Source organism: Pseudarthrobacter sp. MDT1-56 (assembly GCF_059383555.1).
In genome coordinates this window covers 1-22,268 of the sequence record NZ_JBWZCK010000013.1, presented here as the reverse complement: position 1 = coordinate 22,268, position 22,268 = coordinate 1, and the positions used below count along the sequence as shown (strand labels likewise).

The window sequence follows — 22,268 nt, the reverse complement described above, 5'->3', positions numbered from 1 at the left end:
TGAGAACTTTTTGTCAACTAGGGTTGACGTCGAGGAGGTGCCCGATGAGAACACTGATCGGTTCGATGGACGGCAAGGGTCTGGCGGAGGCACTGTACGAGGTGGCCGAGCTGCGCAAGGAAGTGGCCCGCACCGAGGCGGAAATGGTCCTGCGTGCGCGCCGGGCAGGCCTGTCGTGGGAAGCCATTGCAACCTGTCTCGGCGTCAGCAAGCAGGCCGTGCACCGAAAGTACGGAAAGCGCTGACCCGGACGGCAGTGGCTTAGAGGTTTATGGCTCAACGACAAACGGCCCCCACCGTGAGGTGGGGGCCGCCGTCGTGCAATCCCTTGGGGACAGCCTTTAGCTAGACGCCGTAGTACAGCTCGAACTCGTACGGGTTCGGGCGCAGCGAGAGCGGACGGATCTCGTTCTCGTACTTGTACTCGATCCAGGTGTCGATCAGGTCCTGGGTGAAGACGCCGCCGGCCTGGAGGAACTCGTTGTCCTCGGTCAGGGCATCCAGGGCTTCTTCGAGCGTACCGGGGGCCTTGGGGATGTCCTTGGCTTCCTCGGCGGGGAGCTCGTAGAGGTCCTTGTCGATCGGAGCAGGCGGTTCGATGCGGTTGCGTATGCCGTCAATGCCGGCCATCAGCTGGGCAGCGAAGGCCAGGTACGGGTTGGAGGAGGGGTCCGGAGCGCGGAACTCGATGCGCTTGGCCTTCGGGTTGGAGCCCGTGATCGGGATGCGGATACCGGCGGAGCGGTTGCCCTGCGAGTAGACCATGTTGACCGGAGCTTCGAAGCCCTTGACCAGGCGGCGGTAGGAGTTCACCGTCGGGTTGGTGAAGGCCAGGACGGCGGAGGAGTGCTTCAGCAGGCCGCCGATGTACCAGCGGGCCATGTCGGACAGGCCGGCGTAACCCTTTTCGTCGTAGAACAGCGGCTCTCCACCGTTCCACAGCGACTGGTGGCAGTGCATGCCCGAGCCGTTGTCACCGAAGACCGGCTTCGGCATGAAGGTGACCGACTTGCCCCAGGCATCGGCGGTGTTCTTGATGACGTACTTGAACTTCTGCAGGTCATCAGCCGCGTGGGTCAGCGTGGTGAACTTGTAGTTGATCTCAGCCTGGCCGGCGGAGCCGACTTCGTGGTGGCTGCGCTCGACCTCAAGGCCGGCCTCGTCCAGGGCGATGCACATGGCGTCGCGGAGGTCGGCCTGCTTGTCGGTGGGGGAGACCGGGAAGTAGCCGCCCTTGACCGGGGTCTTGTAGCCGAGGTTTCCGCCCACTTCTTCGCGGCCGGTGTTCCAGTGTGCTTCCTCGGAATCGATCTTGTAGAAGCTGCCCTGCGGGGAGGACTCGTACTGGACGTTGTCGAAGACGAAGAACTCGGCCTCGGGTGCGAAGAATGCGGTGTCGGCGATGCCGGTGGAAGCCAGGTAGGCCTCGGCCTTCTCGGCTACGCCGCGGGGGTCGCGGTGGTAGGGGTCACCGGTGCGCGGGTTCACGATCGAGAAGTTCAGCGCAAGGGTCTTCTCCATGCGGAACGTGTCGAGGAACGCCGTCGTGACGTCCGGGATGAGCTGCATGTCCGACTCGGCGATGCCCTGGAAACCGCGGATCGACGATCCGTCGAAGAGCTGGCCGTTGACGAAGAAGTCCGCGTCAACGCTCTTGGCGGGCACGTTGAAGTGCTGCTGAACGCCAGGGAGATCGGTGAAGCGAATATCGACGAACTTAACGTCTTCGTCTTTGATGAACTTGAGGACTTCGTCCGCAGTCTTGAACATCTATGCTCCTTATGCATGTGAAAGATCTGGCCGTCAGGCCGTGTGGTCCAGCGCAGTCGGACAGCGGGGAAAACACAAAAGTTCCCCCGCTCCTATGCCGCTAGCAACTGTTACCACTCTAAGGACACGGGATTTCCCCATGGTGTCCGCCTTGTTTCCGGCAGGTTACAGAATGCCCTGACAGGTAAACGGTAGTCGCTGTCCACAACGTGGCCTATCCGTGACCAGAGTGTGGCCCCCGAATGTCCACACTCTGAACAGCGCGGGGAGGGGCCATTGCCGATAGTCTTGGAAGGTGGTTGATCGTAAAGACATAGGTTCATGGCTCAGCGGGCCGGACACTTCCGGCATTTCGAAGTACCCGGGGGAGCGGCTGGGCCTGCCCGAGTCCGGGCCGGGTTCCATTGCCCGTGCCGGCCGGCGCATCGTCGCCATCTGCGTTGACTGGGCCATCGCGCTGCTGATCAGCAACTACGCCTTCGCCGGCGACCCCTGGGCGACCCTGGCCGTCTTCGCCGTCGAGCAGGCCCTGCTGGTCGGCACCCTCGGCTACAGCATCGGCCACCGCATCATGGGCATCCACGTCGTCCGGCTCGGCGGCGGCCCCGCCGGCCCCCTGCCGGCCCTGGTCCGCAGCCTCCTGCTGTGCCTTGTGATCCCCGCCGTCATCTTCGACCCGGACCACCGCGGGCTCCACGACAAGGCCATGAACACCGTCCTCGTCCGGATGTAGCGTCGGCCGGTCGGTGCTGGCGCCCGTCCGCGCCATCCCGGGGAAGAACCCACGAATGTAACCGTGGCTAGACCCCGGCAGTTTCGCCGGCCGTCTCCTGCGACGGCTGCGCAGCATCCTGTCCGGCCTTTGCCGTCAGGTAACCGTGGCGGCCCGCCCAACGCTCAAACCAGACCGTGGCGAACGGGAAAACCGCGGAGAGCCCGGCGAACACGGCCACCCGGAACGGCCAGCGCAGCATGCCCCACAAAGTCAGTGCTGCGATCCCGTAGCCGATAAAGAACGCCCCGTGGATCGGGCCCGCGATCTCCACCCCGAGTTCCGTGGTCCGGGTGACCCACTTAAGGAACATCCCCACCAACAGCGCGGCCCAGCTGAAGCCCTCGGCGATGGCCAGGACCCGGAAGATGCGGATCACGGCAGAAGTGGACGGAAGTTTCATGGCGGAATCTCCGGGTTCTGTCCCGAGGGGACGATATGGGCTGGGCAAAGGAAACGCCCCGGCTGCCGGCCTGGAAGGCGGTTACCGGGGCGTTCCTGCGGGCTGGCGTGTGGCCTAGCGTCCGCGGGCCGCCTTGCGGTCCGGACGGGCCTTGTAAGGATCAATGCCCTTGGGGATGGGCAGGCGGCTTCCGAGCGAAGAGATGCGCTTGGAAACCGTGCTGACCTCGAGCTTGGTCAGTTCATTCTTCATCTTGGTCATCTTCTTGGAGACCTGGCTGATCGGAACCTGGCCCTCGCCACGGCCGCTTTCAATCACGTGGATGGTGACGTTGGGCAGGATGCGGGCGAGCCGCTTGCGTTCGGCGTCGAGCAGCGGCTTGACCCGGTGGCTGGGGCCCTCGCTGACCAGGACAACGCCGGGACGGCCGATGGCGCGGAAAACGGCGTCCTGGGTGCGGGGGTTCACCGCGACGGGCTGCTCTTCGACGATCCAGCCGCGCTTGAGCGTGCCCAGCGCAGCGCCCGAGGCGCCGGGCTGGTTTTCAATCCGGGCGAAGGCCGCGCGCTCGGCGCGGCGGGACAGGATCAGGGTTGCCGCGAGGAGACCCAGCGGGAGGCCGATGATCAGGCCCGTGATCCAGTTATCCAGCAGGAATCCGATGACGAAGCTGACAGCCACGACGCCGAGGAACGCCAGCAGCATGAGCCACGGGACCATCGGATCGTGCTGGCGGGTCATCTGGAAGACTTCCCGGATCTGCTTCAGGCGGCTCGGCTTCTTGACCTTGGCCACCTTGGGCTTTCGGGAAAAGAGGCCGCGCTTCGGAGCATCAGAAGCCGGAGTGGAGTTGCTGGAATCAGGGGAATTCGCCATAGTGCCTTAATTCTACGTGATGGACAGCGAAGGGCCGGACGCCGGATTCCTCCGGTGCCGGCCCTTCGCCGCGATCGTTACAGCTGGATTCAGGAACGCGCGGCGAGCAGTGAGCTGGCTTCCTGGCGGGTGCTGCCGGAGCTTTCGATGTGGGCGAGCTGGGCCGGGATTTCCCAGCCCTTCTTGCGCATCGCGGTGGCCCAGAGCCGGCCCGCACGGTAGGAGGAACGCACCAGCGGACCGCTCATGACGCCGAGGAAACCGATCTCGTCGGCTTCCTGCTGCAGGTCCACGAACTCCTGCGGCTTGACCCAGCGGTCAACGGGCAGGTGCCGTTCGGACGGGCGCAGGTACTGGGTGATGGTGATCAGGTCGCAGCCGGCGTCGTGCAGGTCCCGGAGCGCTTCGGAGATTTCCTCGCGGGTCTCGCCCATGCCCAGGATCAGGTTGGACTTCGTGACCATGCCTAGGTTGCGGCCCTGCGTGATGACATCCAGCGACCGCTCGTAGCGGAACGCCGGACGGATGCGCTTGAAAATCCGCGGGACGGTCTCGACGTTGTGCGCGAACACCTCGGGCTTGGAGTCGCAGATCGCTTCGATGTGCTCCGGTTTGCCGGAGAAGTCCGGGATCAGGAGTTCGACGCCGGTGCCCGGGTTGAGTTCGTGGATCTTGCGGACCGTTTCGGCGTAGAGCCAGACGCCCTCGTCGGCGAGGTCATCGCGGGCCACACCGGTGACGGTGGCGTAGCGGAGCTGCATCGCCTGTACCGAGCGGGCCACCTTGGTGGGTTCGAAAACGTCCACCGGGGAGGGCTTGCCGGTGTCGATCTGGCAGAAATCGCACCGCCGGGTGCATTCGGAGCCGCCGATCAGGAAGGTGGCTTCCTTGTCTTCCCAGCATTCGAAGATGTTGGGGCAGCCGGCCTCTTCACATACGGTGTGGAGGCCTTCCTTCTTGACGAGGTTTTTGAGCTGGACGTACTCGGGACCCATCTGGACCTTGGCCTTGATCCATTCCGGTTTGCGTTCCACCGGGGTGGCCGCATTGCGCTGCTCGATACGCAGCATTTTCCGGCCTTCTGGTGCCAGGGTCACAGTAGAGCTCCTTCATGGGTTGCAACTAGCGCTTCTTCATTGTTGCGCAGTTCTTCGATGATCCGCGACACGAGATCGGCGGGGGTGACGTCCCGGCCGATCTCCTGCGCGATGGTGGTGACACCGGCGTCGGTGATCCCGCAGGCGATGATCTGGGCGTATGGTGCAAGATCGTTGTTGCAGTTGATGGCGAAGCCGTGCATGGTCACGCCCTCGTTGACGCGGATGCCGATCGCGGCAATCTTGCGCGCGGGCCCCTTCCCGTCCTCGTCGATCCAGACGCCGGCACGCCCCTTGATCCGGACCGCCTCGATGCCGTAGTCGGCCAGGACGGCGATGATGACGGCTTCAAGCCGCTCCACGTAGTCGCGGATCCCGGCCGGGTTCCTGAGCTTGATGATGGGGTAGCCGACCAGCTGCCCCGGACCATGCCAGGTGAGCTTGCCGCCGCGGTCCACCGGGACCACGGGAGTGCCGTCAAAGGGGCGTTCATGGTCCTCGGTGCGTTTGCCTGCCGTGTAGACGGCGGCGTGCTCCAGCAGCAGGACCGTGCTCGGGGCGGCGCCGGCGAGGACCCTCCCATGGAGTTCGCGCTGGATGTCCCAGCCGCGCGTGTAATCGACGAATTCCGGGTCGAGACCCAGCTGGGAGAACTCAAGAGTCATGGCATCCAGCTTAGACCCCGGCTGTCGCAGCAGCCGATTCTGTGGCCAAGCTCTCACCCCTGTGGATAACTCCAGCGGGATTCCCCGGGATCCGCTATTCCTTGGTTATGGAAGATTACGCACCGTCCGGAACTGCGGCGCCCGAGGTCCCCGGATACGACGTCGGCCGTTGCCTCGGGCGCGGCGGCGGCGCCACCGTCTGGCTGGTGACCGACCAGTCGACCGGCCGCGAGTACGCGCTGAAGTGCTTCTCCTCGAGCGACGCCACCAGCCCCGGTGAGGCAGAAGAGGCGATCCGGCGCGAGGTGCGGATCCTGTCCGCACTCGACCATGACCATCTGGTCCGGGCCCACTCGGTGCTGCGCCTGCCCGGGGGCCGGTGGCGTGGTTCCAACGGCAACGGCACCGGCGCCGGAACCGTTGAAGGCGAAGGCGAAGGTGACAGTGACGTTGACCCGCCGGTGGCCGGCAGCCTCGGGCTGACCATGGACTACGCCGCGGGTGGCTCGCTGGGGCAGCTCGTGGCCGGCCGGGGGAGCCTGGGGCCGGGGGAGACCGTGACGGTCCTGACTCCGATCGGCCAGGCCCTGGCCTACCTGCACGGTCACGGTTTCATCCACGGGGACGTCTCTCCCGGCAATGTGCTGTTCACCGCGCACGGCAAACCGCTGCTGGCCGACCTGGGCATCGCCCGGATGGTGGCTGACGCCCAGGCGGTGCCCGACGCCGGAACCGAGGGTTTCCGCGACCCGGCACCAGTGGACGCCGTCCGGGCAGGGCTGCAACCGGAACGCGACGTGTATTCCCTCGCGGCCCTGGGCTGGTACTGCCTGACCGGCCGCGCGCCGGAGCCGGGCGCGCAGCGGCCGCCGCTTCCGCTGCTGGTTCCCGGGGTGCCGCCTGCCCTGGCAGCTGCGCTGGAATCCGGACTTCATGATGACCGCAGGCTTCGGCCCACTGCCGCAGAGCTGGCCGCCGCCGTTCACCGCAGCGCCGGGGCCGTACCGGTGGACCTCTCGGTCTCGGTCCACCCCACGGTCATTCCGCAGCTGCTGACCCGCCGCACCACACCGGGCACGGCCCGAGAGCGTCGGGTCGAACAACTCCGGTCCCTGCCGGGCCGCATCCGCATGCCGAGTGCGGCCGCGCCGCCCCCGGCCCCGGCGCCGTCCGGTGCCGGCCGCCTTGCCGCGCGCCACTCTGCCCGCCGGGACGCCAGCAACCGGAGCCCCTTCCGGTCTGGCGCCTTCCGGTCTGGCTCCTTCCGGCCGCCCGCCCGCCCGGCGCGGCCGGGCCGCCGCGGCCTCCGGGTGGTGGCCGGGGGCCTGACCCTCGCGGCTGTCCTTGTTACCGGGTGGGGTTTCGCCCGGGCCGGGCTGCCCTCGCCGTTACCGGGCTATGCCGTCAACGACGCCGGGTCCGTCAAGGAGTCGGCCCCGGCAACCGCGGCGCCGGCCCCTGATGCCGCGGCCCCGGATGCCGCAGCCGATGCTGCGGCGGCCCTTCCGCCCGGGGTGCAGGCCCAGCTCGCATCGCCGGACCCCGCGGAAGCGGTCCGCGGACTGGCCCGGCTCCGCTCCCTGGCGTTCAGCTCGGGGGACTTCGGGCTGCTGGAGCAGGTCAACGTGCCCGCGTCGGCGGCGGCCGTGGCGGACGGGCGGATCAGCGCCAGACTGACGGAATCAGGCCGGGTGCTGGCCGGATTCACGACACTCCTGACCCACGTGGCACATGTCGCGGCGGAGACGGGGGACAGCGGCCCGTCCCTGGCCGTCGTGGACGTCACCGCGAGCACGTCCGCCTACCAGGAACGCGACGCCAGCGGGACGGTGGTGGCGGACGCCCGAGCCGCACCGGAACTGCAGTTGCGGCTCGTGCTGGCGCCGGTCGAGGGACGCTGGCGGATCCAGGACATCCTTCCCGGCGCCGCCGGGACCGCCGCGGTAGACGCCGCCGGGAAAACTTAGGACTTCGGGCCGCGTTCCGCCACCCAGGCGGCGGCCTCGGCGAGCGAGGGATGCTGCCACTCGAAACCCGCCTCGCTCAGGGCGGCCGGTTCCATCCGCTGGCTGGAGAGCAGCAGCTCTTCGGCAAGCTTGCCCATCGCCAGGCGCAGCACCGGGGCGGGAACGCGGAGTACCGCCGGCCGGTGCAGGGCCCCGGCCAGCGCCGCGATCAGCGAGTTCACGTCCGCGCTCTCCGGGGCGCACAGGTTCACTGGCCCGGACAGCCGGCTGCTGAGCAGGAAACCAAAGGCGCCGGCAACATCAGGGAGTGTGACCCACGGCCAGTACTGCCGGCCGTTGCCCAAGGGGCCGCCCACGCCCAGGCGCAGCAGCGGCATGAGACGTCCCAGCGCGCCACCCGAACGGCTCAGCACGACGCCGGTGCGGGGGGTGACCACCCGGACGCCGGCCGGAGCCTCGTGCGCGGCCGCTTCCCAGTCGGCGCAGATCCTGGCCAGCACGCCGCTGCCGGCGGGGGCGTTCTCCCGGAGCAGCGCCAGTCCGGCGTTGCCGTAGTAGTTGGCTCCCGACTGGCTGAGGAAGACCGCCGGGGGAGTGTCCAGGCGTCCCATGGCGGCCGCCAGCGTCCGCGTCGGCCCGAGGCGCGAATTGCGGAGTTCGTTGATGCGGGACCTGGTCCAGGGCCGGTCTCCGATGCCGGCGCCGGAGAGGTTGATGACGGCGTCCGCCCGCTTCAGCGCGGTGTCGTCGATGCTGCCCTCCGCGGGGTTCCACTGGAACTCCGACGGTGCGGCGGGCACCCGCCTGACCAGCGTGCCGACGTCGTGTCCGGCGCTGCGGAGGGAGCGGGAAATGGCGGTTCCGAGCAGGCCTGAGGCTCCGGCAACAATGATTCGCATGATCCATCTCACCATGCCCGGCACGGCAGGGAAACCTCCCCGGCGGGAAGGCCCGTCTTGACTATGATCTAACGATGACCTCTTCGAGTTACTTCCGTTTCCCGCATCTGCACGGCGATCTGGTCACTTTCGTGGCCGAGGACGACGTCTGGATTGCGCCCCTCGGCGGGGGCCGCGCCTGGCGCGTCTCCTCGCTGCAGCTGCCAGCCCGCAACCCCCGTTTCACGCCCGACGGCAAGCGCCTGGTGTGGACGGTCGTTCAGGGTACGGCCCCGGAAGTTGTCACCGCGGACGTCGACGGCGGTGGCTACCGGCAGTTGAGCTACTTCGGGCACGCCAGCACCAAAGTCAAGGGCTTCACCCCCGACGGGGACGTCCTGGTCACGAGCGCCTTCCGCCAGGCAGACAGCCGCCACACCCACGCCTACAGCCTGCCGGTCACCGGCGGCTGGGCCACCGAACTCCCGCTGGGCCCGGTGGAATCCGTTGCCTTCGGGCCGGTGGTCGGCGACGAACGCCCCGTCGTCCTCGCCAGCGTGCTCTCCCGTGAACCCGCGTGGTGGAAGCGCTACCGGGGTGGCGCCGCCGGCAAGCTCTGGATCGATGCCGACGGAAACGGCGAATTCGAACGCCTCGCCGCTGAACTGGACGGCAACCTGACCGACCCGATGTGGGTCAACGGCCGGATCGCCTTCCTCTCCGACCACGAGGGCTACGGCAACCTTTACTCCGTGCTGCCCAACGGCTCCGGACTGCGCCGCCACACGGACCACGAGGACTTCTACGTCCGGCACGCCGCCACCGACGGCCAGCGGGTCATCTTCGAATCCGCCGGTGAGCTGTGGCTGCTGCCCGACCTCGGCTCGGACGCCGTTAAACTCGAGATTTCACTGGGATCCGCTTCCCAGGCCCGCCGCGGCGCACCGCTGAAGCCGTCACGGCACCTCGGCGATGTGGTTCCCGACCTTACCGGCGGCTCCAGCGCCGTGGAGGCCCACGGCACACTGCATTGGCTGCGGCACAAGGACGGCCCCTCGCGTGTGCTGGAAGCCACCCCCGGCGTCCGGGCCCGCCTGCCCCGCCCGTTCGGCGCGGGCCGGATCGCCTACGTTGCCGACCATGACGGCGTCGAAGCCCTGTACCTGAAGGCGATCGCCCCGCCCCTGGAGACCGCATCCCAGGATGCCGGAAACACGGGCGCCGGAAACACGGGCGCCGGAAACCCCGGAGCCGGGCACCAGCCGGGTGCGCAGCCTGCCGCTCCGGCGCCGCAGAATGCCGCTCCTACGGGTGGGGATACCGACGCCGGCATGCCCCTGCCCAGCCCGGTCCCGGCCGCAGCCTTCACCCGGCCGGGTACGGTAACAGCGGTCCCGGCGGCAAAGCCGGACGGATCAGACCGCAACCTGACCGCCACCGCGGCCGGCCCGGACGACGCTGCCAGCCCGGACGACGCTGCCAGCCCGGACGACGCTGCCGACACTGCCGGTCCCGCGGAAGGCAACGTCCCGGCGGTGCAGGAACCGTCCGGCCGACTGACCAGGATCGATTTCCCCAAGCCGACCAGGGCCAGCGCCATCGAGGCGAGCCCGGACGGCAACTGGCTCGCCGTCGGCACCGCCTTCGGCGACATCTACGTGGCCGACACCCGTACCGGCGCCCTGTCCCTCGTAAGCAGCATCGGCGAGGGCAGCATTGAAGGCTTCAGCTGGTCCCCGGACTCGGCCTGGCTGGGCTGGTCCGAGCCGGTCACGTCCTTTGGCTCCCGCAGCAGGCTGCGCATCACCGGCGTGGAGGACGCCGGCGCCGCAGCGGCCGGGACGCACACGATCATCGACGTCACCGACGGGCGCTTCCGCGACGAATCGCCCGCGTTCACCCCTGACGGCAAGTACCTGGCCTTCCTCTCCAACCGCAGCTTCGACCCGGTCTACGACGGTCACTCCTTCGACCTGTCCTTCCCGAGCCCGATCAAGCCCTACCTCGTGGCCCTTGCCGCGGACACTCCCTCGCCCTTCGGCCCGAGCGTCGACCTGCAGGACAGCGCCGGCGCCGGCACTGGCGACAGCGCCGCGGAAGCTGCAGCGCAGGACCAGGTTCCCGCGGTCCGGGTCGACGCCGAAGGCCTGGCCCACCGCGTCATCAGCGTGCCGGTGCCGCAAGGGAACTACTCGTCCCTCACCGCCACCGCCGGGGCCCTGCTCTGGCTCGACAGCGAACTCTTCGGCGTCACCGGCGAGGGCCGTGCCAGCCTCGAGGACAAGAACGCGGCACCCTGTCTGGTCCGCTTCGACCTGGCCCGGCGCAAGACCACCACCATCGTGGACGCCCTGGACAGCTACCGGCTCTCCGGCGACGGCGAGAAGGTCGTGGCCCTGCAGGACAAGCAGATCCGGGTCTCGCCCGCCAGTGCCAAGGCGGACGAGGAATCCGGGCAGCTGGTCAAGGTTGACCTCAGCCGCATCCGGGTGCAGCTCGACCCGCTCAGCGTCTGGGGCCAGGCCTTCGACGAGGCCTGGCGGCTCCAGCGGGACTTCTTCTGGACGGAAGACATGGCTGGGCAGGACTGGGACTCGGTGCACTCCCGCTACCGCCCGATTGTGGACCGGCTCGGCTCGCACGATGACCTCGTGGACCTCCTGTGGGAGCTCCACGGCGAACTGGGCACATCCCACGCGTACGTCCGTCCCCCCGCCGTCACCGAGAACGGCAGCAACGGCCAGGGCCGCCTCGGCGCCGATCTCGCCTTCACGGGCGAGGGCTGGGAGATCACCCGCATCCTCGCGGGGGAGTCCTCCGACCCGCTGGCCACCTCGCCGCTGACGCGCCCCGGCGCTGACGCTAAAACCGGCGACGTGCTGCTGGCGATCGACGGCGTCGAGCTGAGCGAAGCGCGCACGCCCGCCATGCAGCTGGTCGGCGCCGCGGGACGCGCCGTCGAGCTCACCCTGCGCAACGGCGCCGGGCACGGAAGCCAGGCCGGAAAGCAGCGCCGCGTGGCGGTGGTCCCGGTCCGGGACGAGGAGCGGCTCCGCTACCAGGAATGGGTTGCCGCGAACCGCCGGACTGTCCGGCAGGCCTCGCAGGGAACCTTCGGCTACCTGCACATCCCCGACATGATGGCCAACGGCTGGGCCCAACTGCACCGCGACCTCGACACCGAGACGGCCCTTGACGGCCTGATTGTCGACGTCCGCCGTAACCGGGGCGGGCACACCTCCCAGCTCGTCGCGGAGCTTATCGGCCGCAAGGTCACCGGCTGGAGCATGCCCCGCGGGGAGCGGGCGCGGACGTATCCGCACCATGCGCCGCGCGGGCCTGTCATCATCCTGACCGACGAATTCGCCGGATCCGACGGCGACATCATCACCCAGGTCTCCAAGCTGCGGGGGATCGGCCCGGTCATCGGCACCCGGACCTGGGGCGGCGTCGTCGGCATCGACAACCGCTTCGCCCTGGCTGACGGAACCGGAGTGACCCAGCCGCGCTACGCCACCTGGTTCTCCGGCGGCGTGGGGTGGGGGGTCGAGAACTTCGGCGTCGCCCCGGACATCGAAGTGACCTTCCCGCCGCATGCCTATGCCGCCGGCACCGACCCGCAGCTGGAATACGGCATCGGCGCCCTCAAGGAAATGATCCAGGAGCTGCCCACCGACCGGCCGCCGCTGCGCGAGGGCTACCGGCAGGTCCGGCCCGCCCCGTTGCCGGCCCGCCAGCTAGGCAGCTAGGCCGCGTCTCGCGCCCGTCCGCGCGGCCCGCGCACGGCGAAGGCCCCCGTTCCCTGACCAGCAGGGAGCGGGGGCCTTCGGCGTTGGCGCGTCAGGGGCTAGGAGGCCAGCGTGGCGTCCAGCGTGATCTTGAGGCCGGTGAGGGCGGCCGAGACCGGGCAGCCCACCTTGGCTTCCTCAGCGATACGCTGGAATTCATCCTCCGTGATCCCCGGGATCCGCGCGCTGACGGTCAGGTGGCTGTCCGTGATGCCGGTACCGGGCACGAAGGTGACATCGGCCTTGGTGTTGACTTCCTCCGGCGTGTGGCCGGCCTGGGCGACGGCGAGGCTGAACGCCATGGAGAAACAGGCCGAGTGCGCGGCGGCGATGAGCTCTTCGGGGCTGGTCTTGCCCTCGGAGGCCTCGGTGCGCGCCTTCCAGGTGACATCGAAGTTACCCAGGCCGGAGCTGTCGAGCGTCGTGTTGCCGGCGCCCGTCATCAGGTCGCCATTCCATACAGTGTGTGCGGTGCGTGTAGCTGCCATGTCCACTCCTCAAGATCGTTGATTTCCCACAGACCCGGCGATGAGCCGGATCATGCCGTGTCCATCCTAGGGATTCCCCGCCCCCGGCGCACCGGTATTCGCTCTTGGAGGATTGTGACCCCGATCCGACGACGACGGCGACGCACCCCGCAGGGGATGCATCGCCGTCGTGGTGAAAGGGAGAGCTCTACTTCCAGAGGGTGGCGATGGCCACGTTGAGCAGTGCCAGTCCGCCAACAGCGTGCGCGAGGCCCCTGCTGACGTCCTCGCCCTTCTTGTACTTGCGGCGGCCGATGAAGGCCAGGACGCCCACGGCTACGGCCACGACCAGCTTGACGCCGAGCTTGGCGTAGTCGGCATCGATGTCCAGGGCCGGGATGAGCCCCATCAGGGCGACGCCGGTGAGGAGCTGAAGCATCGCGCCGTCGAACTGGCGGGGGTGCACGGTGGGCTTTTTCATCTGGCCGATCCAGATTCCCACGATCATGGCGGCGCCGACGATGTGCAGGAAGACCACGATGTTATAGACGATATTCATGGCCCCAGTTTAGCCAGAAGATTCTACGCGCCGTAGTAAGACCCGCCCGGTCCGGAAACTCGCCCCACCAGCCGCGGAAACGGCGACGGCGGCACGGGCTCCGGTGGTTTCCCACCGGTGTCCGTGCCGCCGTCGCCGTGTGTGTGTCGTTTGCCGCTGGAGGCTAGAGCCCCAGGTCGGCTTCGAAGGCGCCTTCCTCAAGGCGGGCCTTCAGCGTCTGCAGGAAGCGTCCTGCGTCGGCGCCGTCGACCAGCCGGTGGTCGTACGTCAGGGAGAGGTACATCATGGAGCGGATGGCCAGCGAGTCGTCGCCGTTCTCATCGGCGACCACGACGGCCCGCTTGACGATCGCGCCGGTGCCGAGGATGGCAACCTGCGGCTGGTTGATGATCGGGGTGTCGAACAGGGCGCCCACGGAACCGATGTTGGTGATGCTGAAGGTTCCGCCGGAGAGCTCGTCCGGGCCGATCTTGCCGTTGCGGGTGCGGTCGGCAACGTCGGCGATCTTGCCGGCGAGGCCGGCGAGGTTCAGGTTGCCGGCGTCGGCGATGACCGGAACCAGCAGGCCCTTATCCGTGTCCACCGCAATCGCCAGGTGCTCGGCGTTGTGGTACGTGATCTCCTGCTTGTCCTCGTCGTACGAGGCGTTGACCTTCGGGTGCTGCTTCAGGGCCTCTGCCACAGCCTTGGCGATGAAGGGCAGGAAGGTCAGCTTGGAGCCGTTCTGGGCCTGGAAGGAGTTCTTGGCCTTGGCGCGCAGCTTGGAAACCTTGGTCATGTCGACCTCGTGCACCTGGGTCAGCTGGGTGGAGATGTCCAGTGATTCGCGCATGCGGCGGGCAATGACCTGGCGGATCCGCGGGGCCTTCTGCACGGTGCCGCGCAGCGAGGACTGGTCAGCGGAGGGACGCGCAGCCGGAGCGGCGGACGGAGCCGGGGCAGCCGCGGCGGGCGCCGGAGCGGCCTTGGCTTCCGCTGCCGCCAGTACATCCTGCTTGCGGATGCGTCCGCCCACGCCGGTGCCGGCCAGCGAGGAGATGTCCACACCCTGCTGGTTCGCCAGCTTGCGGACGAGCGGGGTGACGTAGCCGGACTCCGCGGACGCAGCGGCCGCGGCAGCTTCCTTTGCCGGCGCGGGCGCTTCCTGCTTCGGCGCTTCCTGCTTCGGCGCCTCCTGCTTCGGTGCTTCCTGCTTCGGCGCCTCAGCCGGAACAGCTTCCTGCTTCGGAGCTTCTGCAGCTTCCTTCGGGGCTTCCTTGGCAGGTGCCGCGGCGGGGGCCGCCGCGCCGGAACCGATCACGGCGAGGACAGAACCGACCTCGGCCGTCTCATCCTCGGCGACACGGATTTCCTGCAGGGTACCGGCCACCGGTGACGGGATCTCGGTGTCGACCTTGTCGGTGGAAACCTCGAGCAGCGGCTCGTCGACCTCGACGGTGTCGCCAATGCTCTTGAGCCAGCGGGTGACGGTACCTTCGGTAACGCTCTCGCCCAGGGCCGGAAGCGTGACTTCGTGGCCCTCTCCGGCGGGAGCAGCGGCCTCGGCAGCGGGTGCCTCGGCGGCGGGTGCTTCAGCCTCGGGGGCCGGTGCTTCGGCCGCGGACGGGGACTCGGCGGCAGGGGCCTCAGCTTCAGCTGACGGTGCTTCCTCGGCCGGTGCTTCCTCGGCCGGCGCTTCAGCGGCGGGGGCTTCGCCCGAGCCGGCTGAACCGGAGCCGTCGCCGATGCGCACCAGGGGTGCGCCAACTTCAGCGGTCTCGTCTTCGGCGACGAGGATTTCCTCGATCACGCCGGCGATCGGAGAGGGGATCTCGGTGTCTACTTTGTCGGTGGAAACCTCGAGCAGCGGCTCGTCCACTTCTACCCGGTCACCTACCTGCTTGAGCCAGCGGGTGACGGTTCCTTCGGTGACACTCTCACCGAGGGCGGGCAAGTTAACGGATTCAGACATGTCGTCCCCGTTCTCCTTATTGATCTTTAGTGCGGATGATTGCTGCCTTGGTCGAGCTTAGTGCACCCGGCATTTTCGGCCGGGTGCACTAAGCCCTGAGTTCTTGCGGTGGTGCGGGCGGAACTGCTAGCCGTGCAGGGGCTTGCCGGCCAGAGCCAGGTGGGCCTCGCCCAAGGACTCGTTCTGGGTCGGGTGTGCGTGGACCAGCTGGGCCACGTCCTCCGGGTAGGCTTCCCAGTTCACGATCAGCTGGGCCTCGCCGATCTGCTCGCCCATGCGGGCGCCGATCATGTGGACGCCGACGACGGGGCCGTCCTTCTGGCGGACCAGCTTGACCAGGCCGCTGGTGCCCAGGATGGAGCTCTTGCCGTTGCCGGCGAGGTTGTATTCCTGGGTCTGGATCTGGTCGTCACCGAACTTGGCCTTGGCGGCCTTCTCCGTGTAGCCCACCGTGGCGATTTCGGGCTCGGAGTAGGTGACCTTGGGGATGTTGACGTCTTCGACGACGACGGGCTTCAGGCCGGCGATTTCTTCGGCGACGAAGATGCCTTGCTGGTAGCCGCGGTGGGCCAGCTGGACGCCCGGGACGATGTCGCCCACGGCGTAAACGTTCCCGACGCCAGTGTGCAGGCGTTCGTTGGTGATAACGAAGCCGCGGTCAATGGTCAGGCCGGCCTCCTCGTAGCCGAGGTTGGCCGTCACGGGGCCGCGGCCGACAGCGACGAGCATGAGGTCGGCTTCGAAGGTCTTGCCGTCCACGAGGGTGACCTTCACGCCGTCGGCGTTCTGCTCGACGCCCTGGAAGAAGGTGCCGGTGGAGAACTTGATGCCACGCTTCTTGAAGGCTCGCTCAAAGGCCTTGACGATCGTCGCGTCCTCGTTGGGGACCAGTGAGGGCAGGCCCTCGATGATGGTGACGTCGACGCCGAAGGACTTCCAGACCGAGGCGAACTCGACGCCGATCACGCCGCCGCCCAGGATGATCGCGCTCTTGGGGATGAAATCCATGGTGAGGGCTTCGTCGGAGGTGATGACCTTGCCCCCGATTTCCAGGCCCGGCAGGGAGCGAGAGTAAGAACCGGTCGCGAGGACAATGTTCTTGCCCTTGTACGCGGTGCCGTTCACGACGACGGTGTCGGTGCCCTGGAGCTTGCCTTCGCCCTCAATGACGGTGATGCCCTTTTTGCCCTTGATGAGACCCTGCAGGCCCTTGAACTTGCCGGCAATGATGCCGTCCTTGTAGGCGTTGACAGCGGTGATGTCGATGCTGTCAAGGGTGACGTTGACGCCGTATTTTGCCGAGTCACGGGCGTGGTCGGCCAGTTCCGCCGAGTGCAGCAGGGCCTTGGTGGGGATACAGCCGTTGTGCAGGCAGGTGCCGCCGAGCTTGCCCTTTTCGATCAGTCCGACGGTGAGGCCGAGCTGAACGGCACGCAGGGCAGTTGCGTAGCCGCCGCTGCCGCCGCCGAGTACCAGGATGTCGAATTCTTGCGCAGTTGCCTGATCGGCCACTAAAACGCTCCCTCGCGTGAACGATGACACGAGAGTACGCATCATCTGGTCTTGGAACTTCCCTGCCGTGATTATGCCAGCAGGTAAGTTCCCTTTCATTTGTGACTACCGGTGTTCACCTTAGCGAACCACTAATACATGCTCCACCTTGCCGTGGCGTTTGTGGAGCCCTTGTGTCCAGTGTCACGCGGCCTGGTGGCCGGGGCAGAGTGGCCCCGGCCACCAGGCGGCGCGGACGGCTGGACGGATTGCGGCTAGGCGGTTTTGGCCAGGATGTCCTCGACGTAGGCCACCAACGTGCGCACGGTGCAGCCCGTGCCCTGCTTGTGGTTGTAGCCGTAGGGGCTGCCGTTGTTGAACGACGGGCCGGCGATGTCGATGTGGGCCCAGGGGATCGGCTCGCCGTCCTTGCCCTTGCCCACGAATTCGCGCAGGAAGACGGCTGCGGTCATCATGCCGCCGTGGCGTTCGCCGATGTTGGCGATGTCCGCGACCTGCGAATCGAGGCTGGGGCGCAGCTCTTCGGGCAGGGGCATCGGCCAGACCAGCTCGCCGGCGCGGTCGGCGGCAGCCTTGAGCGGGCCGGTGACGGAGTCGGCGCCCATCACGCCGGCGGTGCGGTCGCCGAGGGCGATCAGCTGCGCGCCGGTGAGGGTGGCGACGTCGATGATGGCGTCCGGGAACTCCTGGCTTGCGGCGACAATGCCGTCGGCCATGACCAGCCGGCCCTCGGCGTCGGTGTTGAGGACCTCGACGGTCTTGCCGCCGAACATGGTGAGCACATCGGCCGGGCGCTGGGCGGCGCCGGAGGGCATGTTCTCGGCGATGCAGAGCCAGGCGGTCGCCTTGACGGGCAGGCCGAGGCCGGCGATGGCAAGCACGCTGTTCAGGACGACGGCGGCGCCGGCCATGTCGGACTTCATGTCACCCATGCCGAGGGCCGGCTTGATCGAAATTCCGCCGGTGTCGAAGGTGATGCCCTTGCCCACCAGCGCGATCTTGGCGGTGGCCCGGGCGGGGGAGTATTCGACCTTGACCAGGCGCGGCTGCCGGGTGGAGCCCTTGCCGACACCGAGGATGCCGCCGAAGCCTTCCTTTTCCAGGCGCTTCTCGTCCCACACGGTGACCTTAACGGGAAGGCCCTTGGACAGTTCCTTGGCCGCGTCCGCGAAGGACTCGGGGTAGAGGTGGCTCGGCGGCTGGTTGACCAGTGAACGGGTCGCGTTGACGGCTTTGCCGATCAGTGCGGCACGGTCCAGGACCGGCTTCAGACCCTTGTCGGCGGCCAAGTCCGTGACAATCACAACATTCTGCACCGGATCCTTCAGGCCCTCCTTGGAGGAGCGGTACTCGGTGAAGGAGTAGGCGCCCATCGCGGCACCCTCGGCGACGGCGGCAACATCGCCGAGCGTCGCCGTCGGGAGAGCCAGGGTGACCGTGCTGACGCCGGCCAGCTGGCGGACGGCCGAGCCGGCGGCGCGGCGGAGCGCCTCTTCGGTGAGCGGCTGCGAGGCGGAGATCTTGCCGACGCCGGCGAGCACGAGGACTTTCGCGCCCGAATCGCTCAGGCCCGGGAGGCGGTGGGCCTGGTCGGCTGCCCCGGTGATGCCAAGAACACTCAGTGATTCCGCCAGGGCTTCGGCTGCCTTGGCGGTCAGGGGGTTGCTGAGCAGGACGGGACCGTCCGTGCCCTGCCCGACGCCGATGACGAGGGCGTCGCCGGGGGACTTCTTGAGGTCCCCTGCGACTGCACTAAGTTTGATTTCAGTATTCTTGACCACGAAAACAGTCCTCAATTCTCTGAGTTTTTACGGCAGGAACTGCATGTTTGGCGCCCTGCCTTGGAACCTGGGCCGCTGCCGGTTGAGACGTGACCCACGTGTCTTCAAGCCGTCATAAGGCCAGCTCCGATCGTAGTCTCTCCGCGGCGCGGGTGTTCAATCGAATGAGAGCTGGAGCACACCCCGATCAGGAATGCGCCGGTACCCCGCCGTGTTGTACCCGATATCAGCGCCGCCGCCCCGCAGGGCCCGCCCGGCTGCCCCACTGACTACGACGAAAGGAACATGCCGTGCTTGAACGGATTTCCGGCTCCCTGCTGGACCCCGAATCGCTTTACCTGCGTGATGACGCGCTGTTCCACAGCCCCGAATTGCGCGGGCTGAACCTCGTCATGGGCTTCACCGGGTTCGCCGACGCAGGACACGTCGTCCGGCAGATCACCGCGGAACTGCTGGACACCCTGGATTCCGAGATGGTGGCCGAATTCGACGCCGACCAGCTGATCGACTACCGGACCCGCCGCCCGCAGATCAGCTTCGTCGAGGACCACCTGCAGGACTACCAGGCGCCGCGCCTGGCGCTCTACCGCCTGGTCGACGGGCTCGGCAGCCCGTTCCTGCTCCTGGCCGGGTTCGAACCGGACCTGCAATGGGAGCGGTTCGCGCGTGCCGTCGTGGGCATCGTTGAGGAGCTGGACGTCAACCTGGTCACCTGGATCCATTCCATTCCCATGCCGGTGCCGCACACCCGGCCCGTCGGGGTGACGGTGCACGGCAACCGCCCGGAACTCATCGAGGGCATCTCGGTGTGGAAGCCCACTGTCGAGGTGCCTGCCGCCGTCGGCCACGTCCTGGAACTGCGCCTGACGGAGGCCGGCCGCAACGTCGCCGGCTACGTGATGCATGTGCCGCACTACCTTGCCGAAGCCGAGTACCCGACGGCCGCCGTCGCCGGACTTGAATACCTCGGCGCGGCCACCTCGCTCATGCTGCCCGCCGACCGGCTCCGCGAAGCGGGCCGGGACGTCGGGCGCCAGATTGCCGAGCAGATTGAGGCTTCGGAGGAAGTGCAGCAGGTGGTCTCACGGCTCGAAACCCGTTACGACGAGAACGCCGAAGGGACCGTGCGCCGGTCCCTGCTCGCCGACGAGAACGACCAGCTGCCCAACGCCGATGATCTCGGGGCCGCCGTCGAGGCCTACCTGGCCCGTAAAGAACCCGGCGAATAAATACTATTTCTCTATCCGCTGGGCATAATGGGGGAGTGACTTCACCCCGCGCCTGGCTGATCTGGATCGTCGGGGTGTTCGCGTACCTCGTGGCGGTCAGCCAGCGCACCTCGTTCGGTGTGGTGGGACTGGAGGCCACGGAACGCTTCCAGGCCAGCGCGGCCGAAATCTCCTTCTTCACCGTGCTTCAGCTCCTTGTCTATGCCGCCCTCCAGATTCCGGTCGGCATCCTGGTGGACCGCTTCGGCTCCCGGGCCATGATCGCCGGCGGCGCCGTCCTGATGGGTCTGGGGCAACTCCAGCTGGCCTTTGCCGACAACATCCCCGGAGGCGTGCTGGGCCGGGTCCTGGTGGGCGCCGGGGACGCGATGACGTTCATCTCCGTGATCCGGCTGATCCCGATCTGGTTTGCCCCCGCCCGCGTCCCGCTGCTCACCCAGCTGACCGGGATGTCCGGCCAGCTCGGCCAGCTCTTCAGCGTGGTGCCGTTCGCCATGATCCTGCACCTCGCCGGCTGGACCCCCGCGTTCCTGGCGCTCACGGCCATGTCCGTCCTCGCCCTGGTGCTCGTGCTGGTCCTGCTCCAGGACCTGCCGCCCGGACACCCGGCCCCGGAACCGTCCCAGGGGCTGCGCGCCACCGGCGTTTCCATCTCCCATGCCTGGCGGCAGCCCGGCACCCGGCTGGGGCTATGGAGCCACTTCACGGTCCAGTTCAGCGGCACAGTCTTCGCGATGACCTGGGGCTATCCTTTCCTGATCTCCGCCCAGGGCCTGGAGACGCCCGCCGTTTCGGCGCTGATGACGCTTTACGTGGCCGCGGCCATCGCCGCCGGGCCGCTGATGGGCAGCTTCGTCGCCCGGCACCCGCTGCGGCGGTCCACCATGGTGCTGCTGATTTCCGCCGCCACCGCCGCGGCCTGGGCGGCAGTGCTGCTCATCCCGGGACGCTCCCCGCTGTGGCTGCTGGCCGGGCTGGTGGTGGTGCTCGCCATCGGCGGCCCCGGGTCCATGATCGGCTTCGACTTTGCCCGCACCTTCAACCCGGCCCACCGGATCGGCACCGCGACCGGGATTGTGAACGTCGGCGGCTTTATCGCCTCCCTCATCGCCATCTACCTGATCGGCCTGGTCCTTGACCTGCTGTATGCCTCCGGCTTCTCCCAGGGCCAGCTGTACGGGCTCGACCCGTTCCGGATCGCCCTGAGCGTGCAGTTCCTGCTACTGGCCGGCGGGGCGGGAGCCATCCTTGTCATCCGCCGGAAGGTGCGCAGGCAGATGGCGGCGCAGGGCGTCCAGGTGCCGCCGCTGCTGGCGGCCCTCGCCGAACAGCGCCGGCGCAGTGCAGAGCGGCGCCGCACGCCCTGACCGCGGGGACGTGGCGTGGTCTCCCGCCGTGTTCACTCCTGGTTATCCACATAGGACAATCCGGCACTGACAAGGGGGTGCGGGGACCGCGAAGCTGGCTTCATGACAGCTCCCGATCACCTGAGAATCACCGGCCCGGAGGACATCCTGGGGTTCATCCCGCACTCCCTGGGTTACTGGCCGGCCCGCAGCCTGGTGGCCATGACCATGCAGGGCAAACGGCTCGGGGCCACGCTGCGGGTCGACCTCCCCGGCGACGGCGGCGGCCCTGACTGGTCCGGTTGTCCCGGGCCGGCGGCCTTTGCCCGTTCCGTGGCGTCCTACCTGGAGGCCGACGCCGAGGCGGACGGCTCGCTGCTGGCCTTCTTCACCGAGACCGACGGGGACAGCACGCCGTGGGCAGAACTTCTGGCGTCGCTGGAGAACGCGCTGGCCGACGCCGGCATGCCCGTACGGGACGCCTGGCTGGTCGGCGCCGACTACTGGCGCAACGCCTACTGCCTGGACCCGTCGTGCTGCGCACCGCCCGGGCGCCCTGTGGAGGAGATCAGGAACAGCAGGCTCAATGCCGAGATGGTCTACCGCGGCAGCACCGTGGGAGCGGCTCCCGGCACTGCCCTGCTCACGCCGCCGCCGGGTGAGCCGGATCCCGCCGTGCTGGAGGCACAGCGGGACTGGGCGCAATTGTTTTCCGCGTGTGTGCGGGACAGGCTCCAGTTCGGCCAGGTCCTGGACGTGTGGGGCCGGGTTTTGCAGGCCCGCGCACCGACGCTGTCAACGGCGCTCATCGGTTACCTGCGTGCGTCCCTGTGCGTCCCGTCCTGGCGGGACGCGGTGCTGGTGATGGCGGCCGCCGGGCAGGAGGCCGCCGAGCGCGGAGCCGAAGACTTCGGTGTGTTCGACGGCGGGACACCGAAGCCCGGACGGGACGGTTCCCTTGCTGCCTCCGATCCATCTGCACGGCCACTCGCTCCGCTGCCGCCGCTGGAAGGCTTTCCTCCCCGCGGCCGGGACGCCAGGAGAGAAGGCGCCAAGAGAGAGGGCGGCCGGGGCACCAAAGCAGAGGGCCCCAACGCAGAAGGCCCCAGGCGAGGGGGCGCCGGGCGAGGGGGCGCCGGGCGAGGGGGCGCCGGGCGAGGGGGCGCCGGGCGAGCGGGCGCCGGGCGAGCGGGCGCCGGGCGAGCGG

Annotated in this window: 18 protein-coding genes; 7 read left to right on the top strand and 11 right to left on the bottom strand. The window is 68.1% G+C overall.

Annotation, left to right across the window (positions count from 1 at the left end; all coding sequences use genetic code 11):
- The first annotated feature begins 44 nt into the window (after positions 1 to 44).
- On the top strand, positions 45 to 245 hold the full coding sequence (locus AC50YC_RS17030; RefSeq protein WP_494954483.1) for a death domain-containing protein: 201 nt from the start codon (positions 45 to 47) through the stop codon (positions 243 to 245).
- 100 nt (positions 246 to 345) lie between these two features.
- Here AC50YC_RS17030 and glnA read toward each other — a convergent pair whose 3' ends face one another.
- On the bottom strand, positions 346 to 1,770 hold the full coding sequence (glnA, locus tag AC50YC_RS17025) for a type I glutamate--ammonia ligase (RefSeq protein ID WP_494954482.1): 1,425 nt from the start codon (positions 1,768 to 1,770) through the stop codon (positions 346 to 348).
- 295 nt (positions 1,771 to 2,065) lie between these two features.
- Between glnA and AC50YC_RS17020 the strand changes: the two genes are divergently transcribed.
- Complete coding sequence (locus AC50YC_RS17020) at positions 2,066 to 2,503, top strand: RDD family protein (RefSeq protein ID WP_494954481.1); 438 nt, start codon at positions 2,066 to 2,068, stop codon at positions 2,501 to 2,503.
- Positions 2,504 to 2,570: 67 nt separating this feature from the next.
- Here the strand turns inward: AC50YC_RS17020 and AC50YC_RS17015 are convergent, their stop codons facing one another.
- The 4 genes from AC50YC_RS17015 to lipB all read right to left on the bottom strand — a co-directional run bounded on the left by AC50YC_RS17015 (position 2,571) and on the right by lipB (position 5,583).
- Entirely contained in the window at positions 2,571 to 2,921 is a 351-nt protein-coding gene (locus tag AC50YC_RS17015) for a DUF3817 domain-containing protein (protein ID WP_494954480.1), read from the bottom strand.
- A 138-nt stretch (positions 2,922 to 3,059) separates the two neighbouring features.
- Positions 3,060 to 3,821 carry a DUF4191 domain-containing protein gene (locus AC50YC_RS17010; RefSeq protein WP_494954479.1) on the bottom strand — a complete coding sequence of 254 codons (762 nt, stop codon included), beginning with the start codon at positions 3,819 to 3,821 and terminating at the stop codon, positions 3,060 to 3,062.
- Between the two features lie 89 nt (positions 3,822 to 3,910).
- Complete coding sequence (gene lipA / locus AC50YC_RS17005; RefSeq protein ID WP_494954478.1) at positions 3,911 to 4,918, bottom strand: lipoyl synthase; 1,008 nt, start codon at positions 4,916 to 4,918, stop codon at positions 3,911 to 3,913.
- Complete coding sequence (lipB, locus tag AC50YC_RS17000) at positions 4,915 to 5,583, bottom strand: lipoyl(octanoyl) transferase LipB (protein WP_494954477.1); 669 nt, start codon at positions 5,581 to 5,583, stop codon at positions 4,915 to 4,917. The genes lipA and lipB overlap by 4 nt, the downstream gene beginning before the upstream one ends.
- A gap of 107 nt (positions 5,584 to 5,690) precedes the next feature.
- Here lipB and AC50YC_RS16995 point away from each other — a divergent pair, with 107 nt between their 5' ends.
- Positions 5,691 to 7,550 (top strand): serine/threonine-protein kinase, encoded by a 1,860-nt coding sequence (locus tag AC50YC_RS16995; protein ID WP_494954476.1) that lies wholly within the window; start codon positions 5,691 to 5,693, stop codon positions 7,548 to 7,550.
- On the opposite strand, the gene AC50YC_RS16990 is transcribed toward AC50YC_RS16995, so the two are convergent.
- On the bottom strand, positions 7,547 to 8,449 hold the full coding sequence (locus tag AC50YC_RS16990) for a TIGR01777 family oxidoreductase (protein ID WP_494954475.1): 903 nt from the start codon (positions 8,447 to 8,449) through the stop codon (positions 7,547 to 7,549). The genes AC50YC_RS16995 and AC50YC_RS16990 overlap by 4 nt on opposite strands.
- A gap of 74 nt (positions 8,450 to 8,523) precedes the next feature.
- Here AC50YC_RS16990 and AC50YC_RS16985 point away from each other — a divergent pair, with 74 nt between their 5' ends.
- Positions 8,524 to 12,177, top strand: a complete 3,654-nt coding sequence (locus AC50YC_RS16985; protein ID WP_494954474.1) for a S41 family peptidase — start codon at positions 8,524 to 8,526, stop codon at positions 12,175 to 12,177.
- Positions 12,178 to 12,275: 98 nt separating this feature from the next.
- Here AC50YC_RS16985 and AC50YC_RS16980 read toward each other — a convergent pair whose 3' ends face one another.
- From AC50YC_RS16980 to AC50YC_RS16960, 5 genes are all read right to left on the bottom strand, one after another.
- Complete coding sequence (locus tag AC50YC_RS16980; protein ID WP_494954473.1) at positions 12,276 to 12,704, bottom strand: OsmC family protein; 429 nt, start codon at positions 12,702 to 12,704, stop codon at positions 12,276 to 12,278.
- A 187-nt stretch (positions 12,705 to 12,891) separates the two neighbouring features.
- The gene (locus tag AC50YC_RS16975; RefSeq protein ID WP_494954472.1) at positions 12,892 to 13,242 is read right to left on the bottom strand and encodes a hypothetical protein; all 351 of its coding nucleotides are present in this window, start codon (positions 13,240 to 13,242) and stop codon (positions 12,892 to 12,894) included.
- 163 nt (positions 13,243 to 13,405) lie between these two features.
- Positions 13,406 to 15,193, bottom strand: coding sequence for a 2-oxoglutarate dehydrogenase, E2 component, dihydrolipoamide succinyltransferase (gene sucB, locus AC50YC_RS16970; RefSeq protein WP_494954471.1), 1,788 nt, complete (start codon positions 15,191 to 15,193; stop codon positions 13,406 to 13,408).
- A 126-nt stretch (positions 15,194 to 15,319) separates the two neighbouring features.
- Positions 15,320 to 16,705: a dihydrolipoyl dehydrogenase gene (gene lpdA, locus AC50YC_RS16965; protein WP_226759879.1), complete on the bottom strand. Its 1,386-nt coding sequence runs from the start codon at positions 16,703 to 16,705 to the stop codon at positions 15,320 to 15,322.
- 254 nt (positions 16,706 to 16,959) lie between these two features.
- A complete protein-coding gene (locus AC50YC_RS16960; protein WP_494954470.1) occupies positions 16,960 to 18,486 on the bottom strand; it encodes a leucyl aminopeptidase in 1,527 nt (508 codons plus the stop codon).
- Between the two features lie 290 nt (positions 18,487 to 18,776).
- Here AC50YC_RS16960 and AC50YC_RS16955 point away from each other — a divergent pair, with 290 nt between their 5' ends.
- The 3 genes from AC50YC_RS16955 to AC50YC_RS16945 form a co-directional block, all read left to right on the top strand.
- A complete protein-coding gene (locus AC50YC_RS16955; protein WP_494954469.1) occupies positions 18,777 to 19,715 on the top strand; it encodes a proteasome assembly chaperone family protein in 939 nt (312 codons plus the stop codon).
- A 35-nt stretch (positions 19,716 to 19,750) separates the two neighbouring features.
- The gene (locus AC50YC_RS16950) at positions 19,751 to 21,082 is read left to right on the top strand and encodes an MFS transporter (protein WP_494954468.1); all 1,332 of its coding nucleotides are present in this window, start codon (positions 19,751 to 19,753) and stop codon (positions 21,080 to 21,082) included.
- Positions 21,083 to 21,184: 102 nt separating this feature from the next.
- Positions 21,185 to 22,268, top strand: a 1,084-nt coding sequence (locus AC50YC_RS16945; RefSeq protein ID WP_494954467.1) for a DUF4192 family protein, incomplete at its 3' end; no start/stop codon positions are given.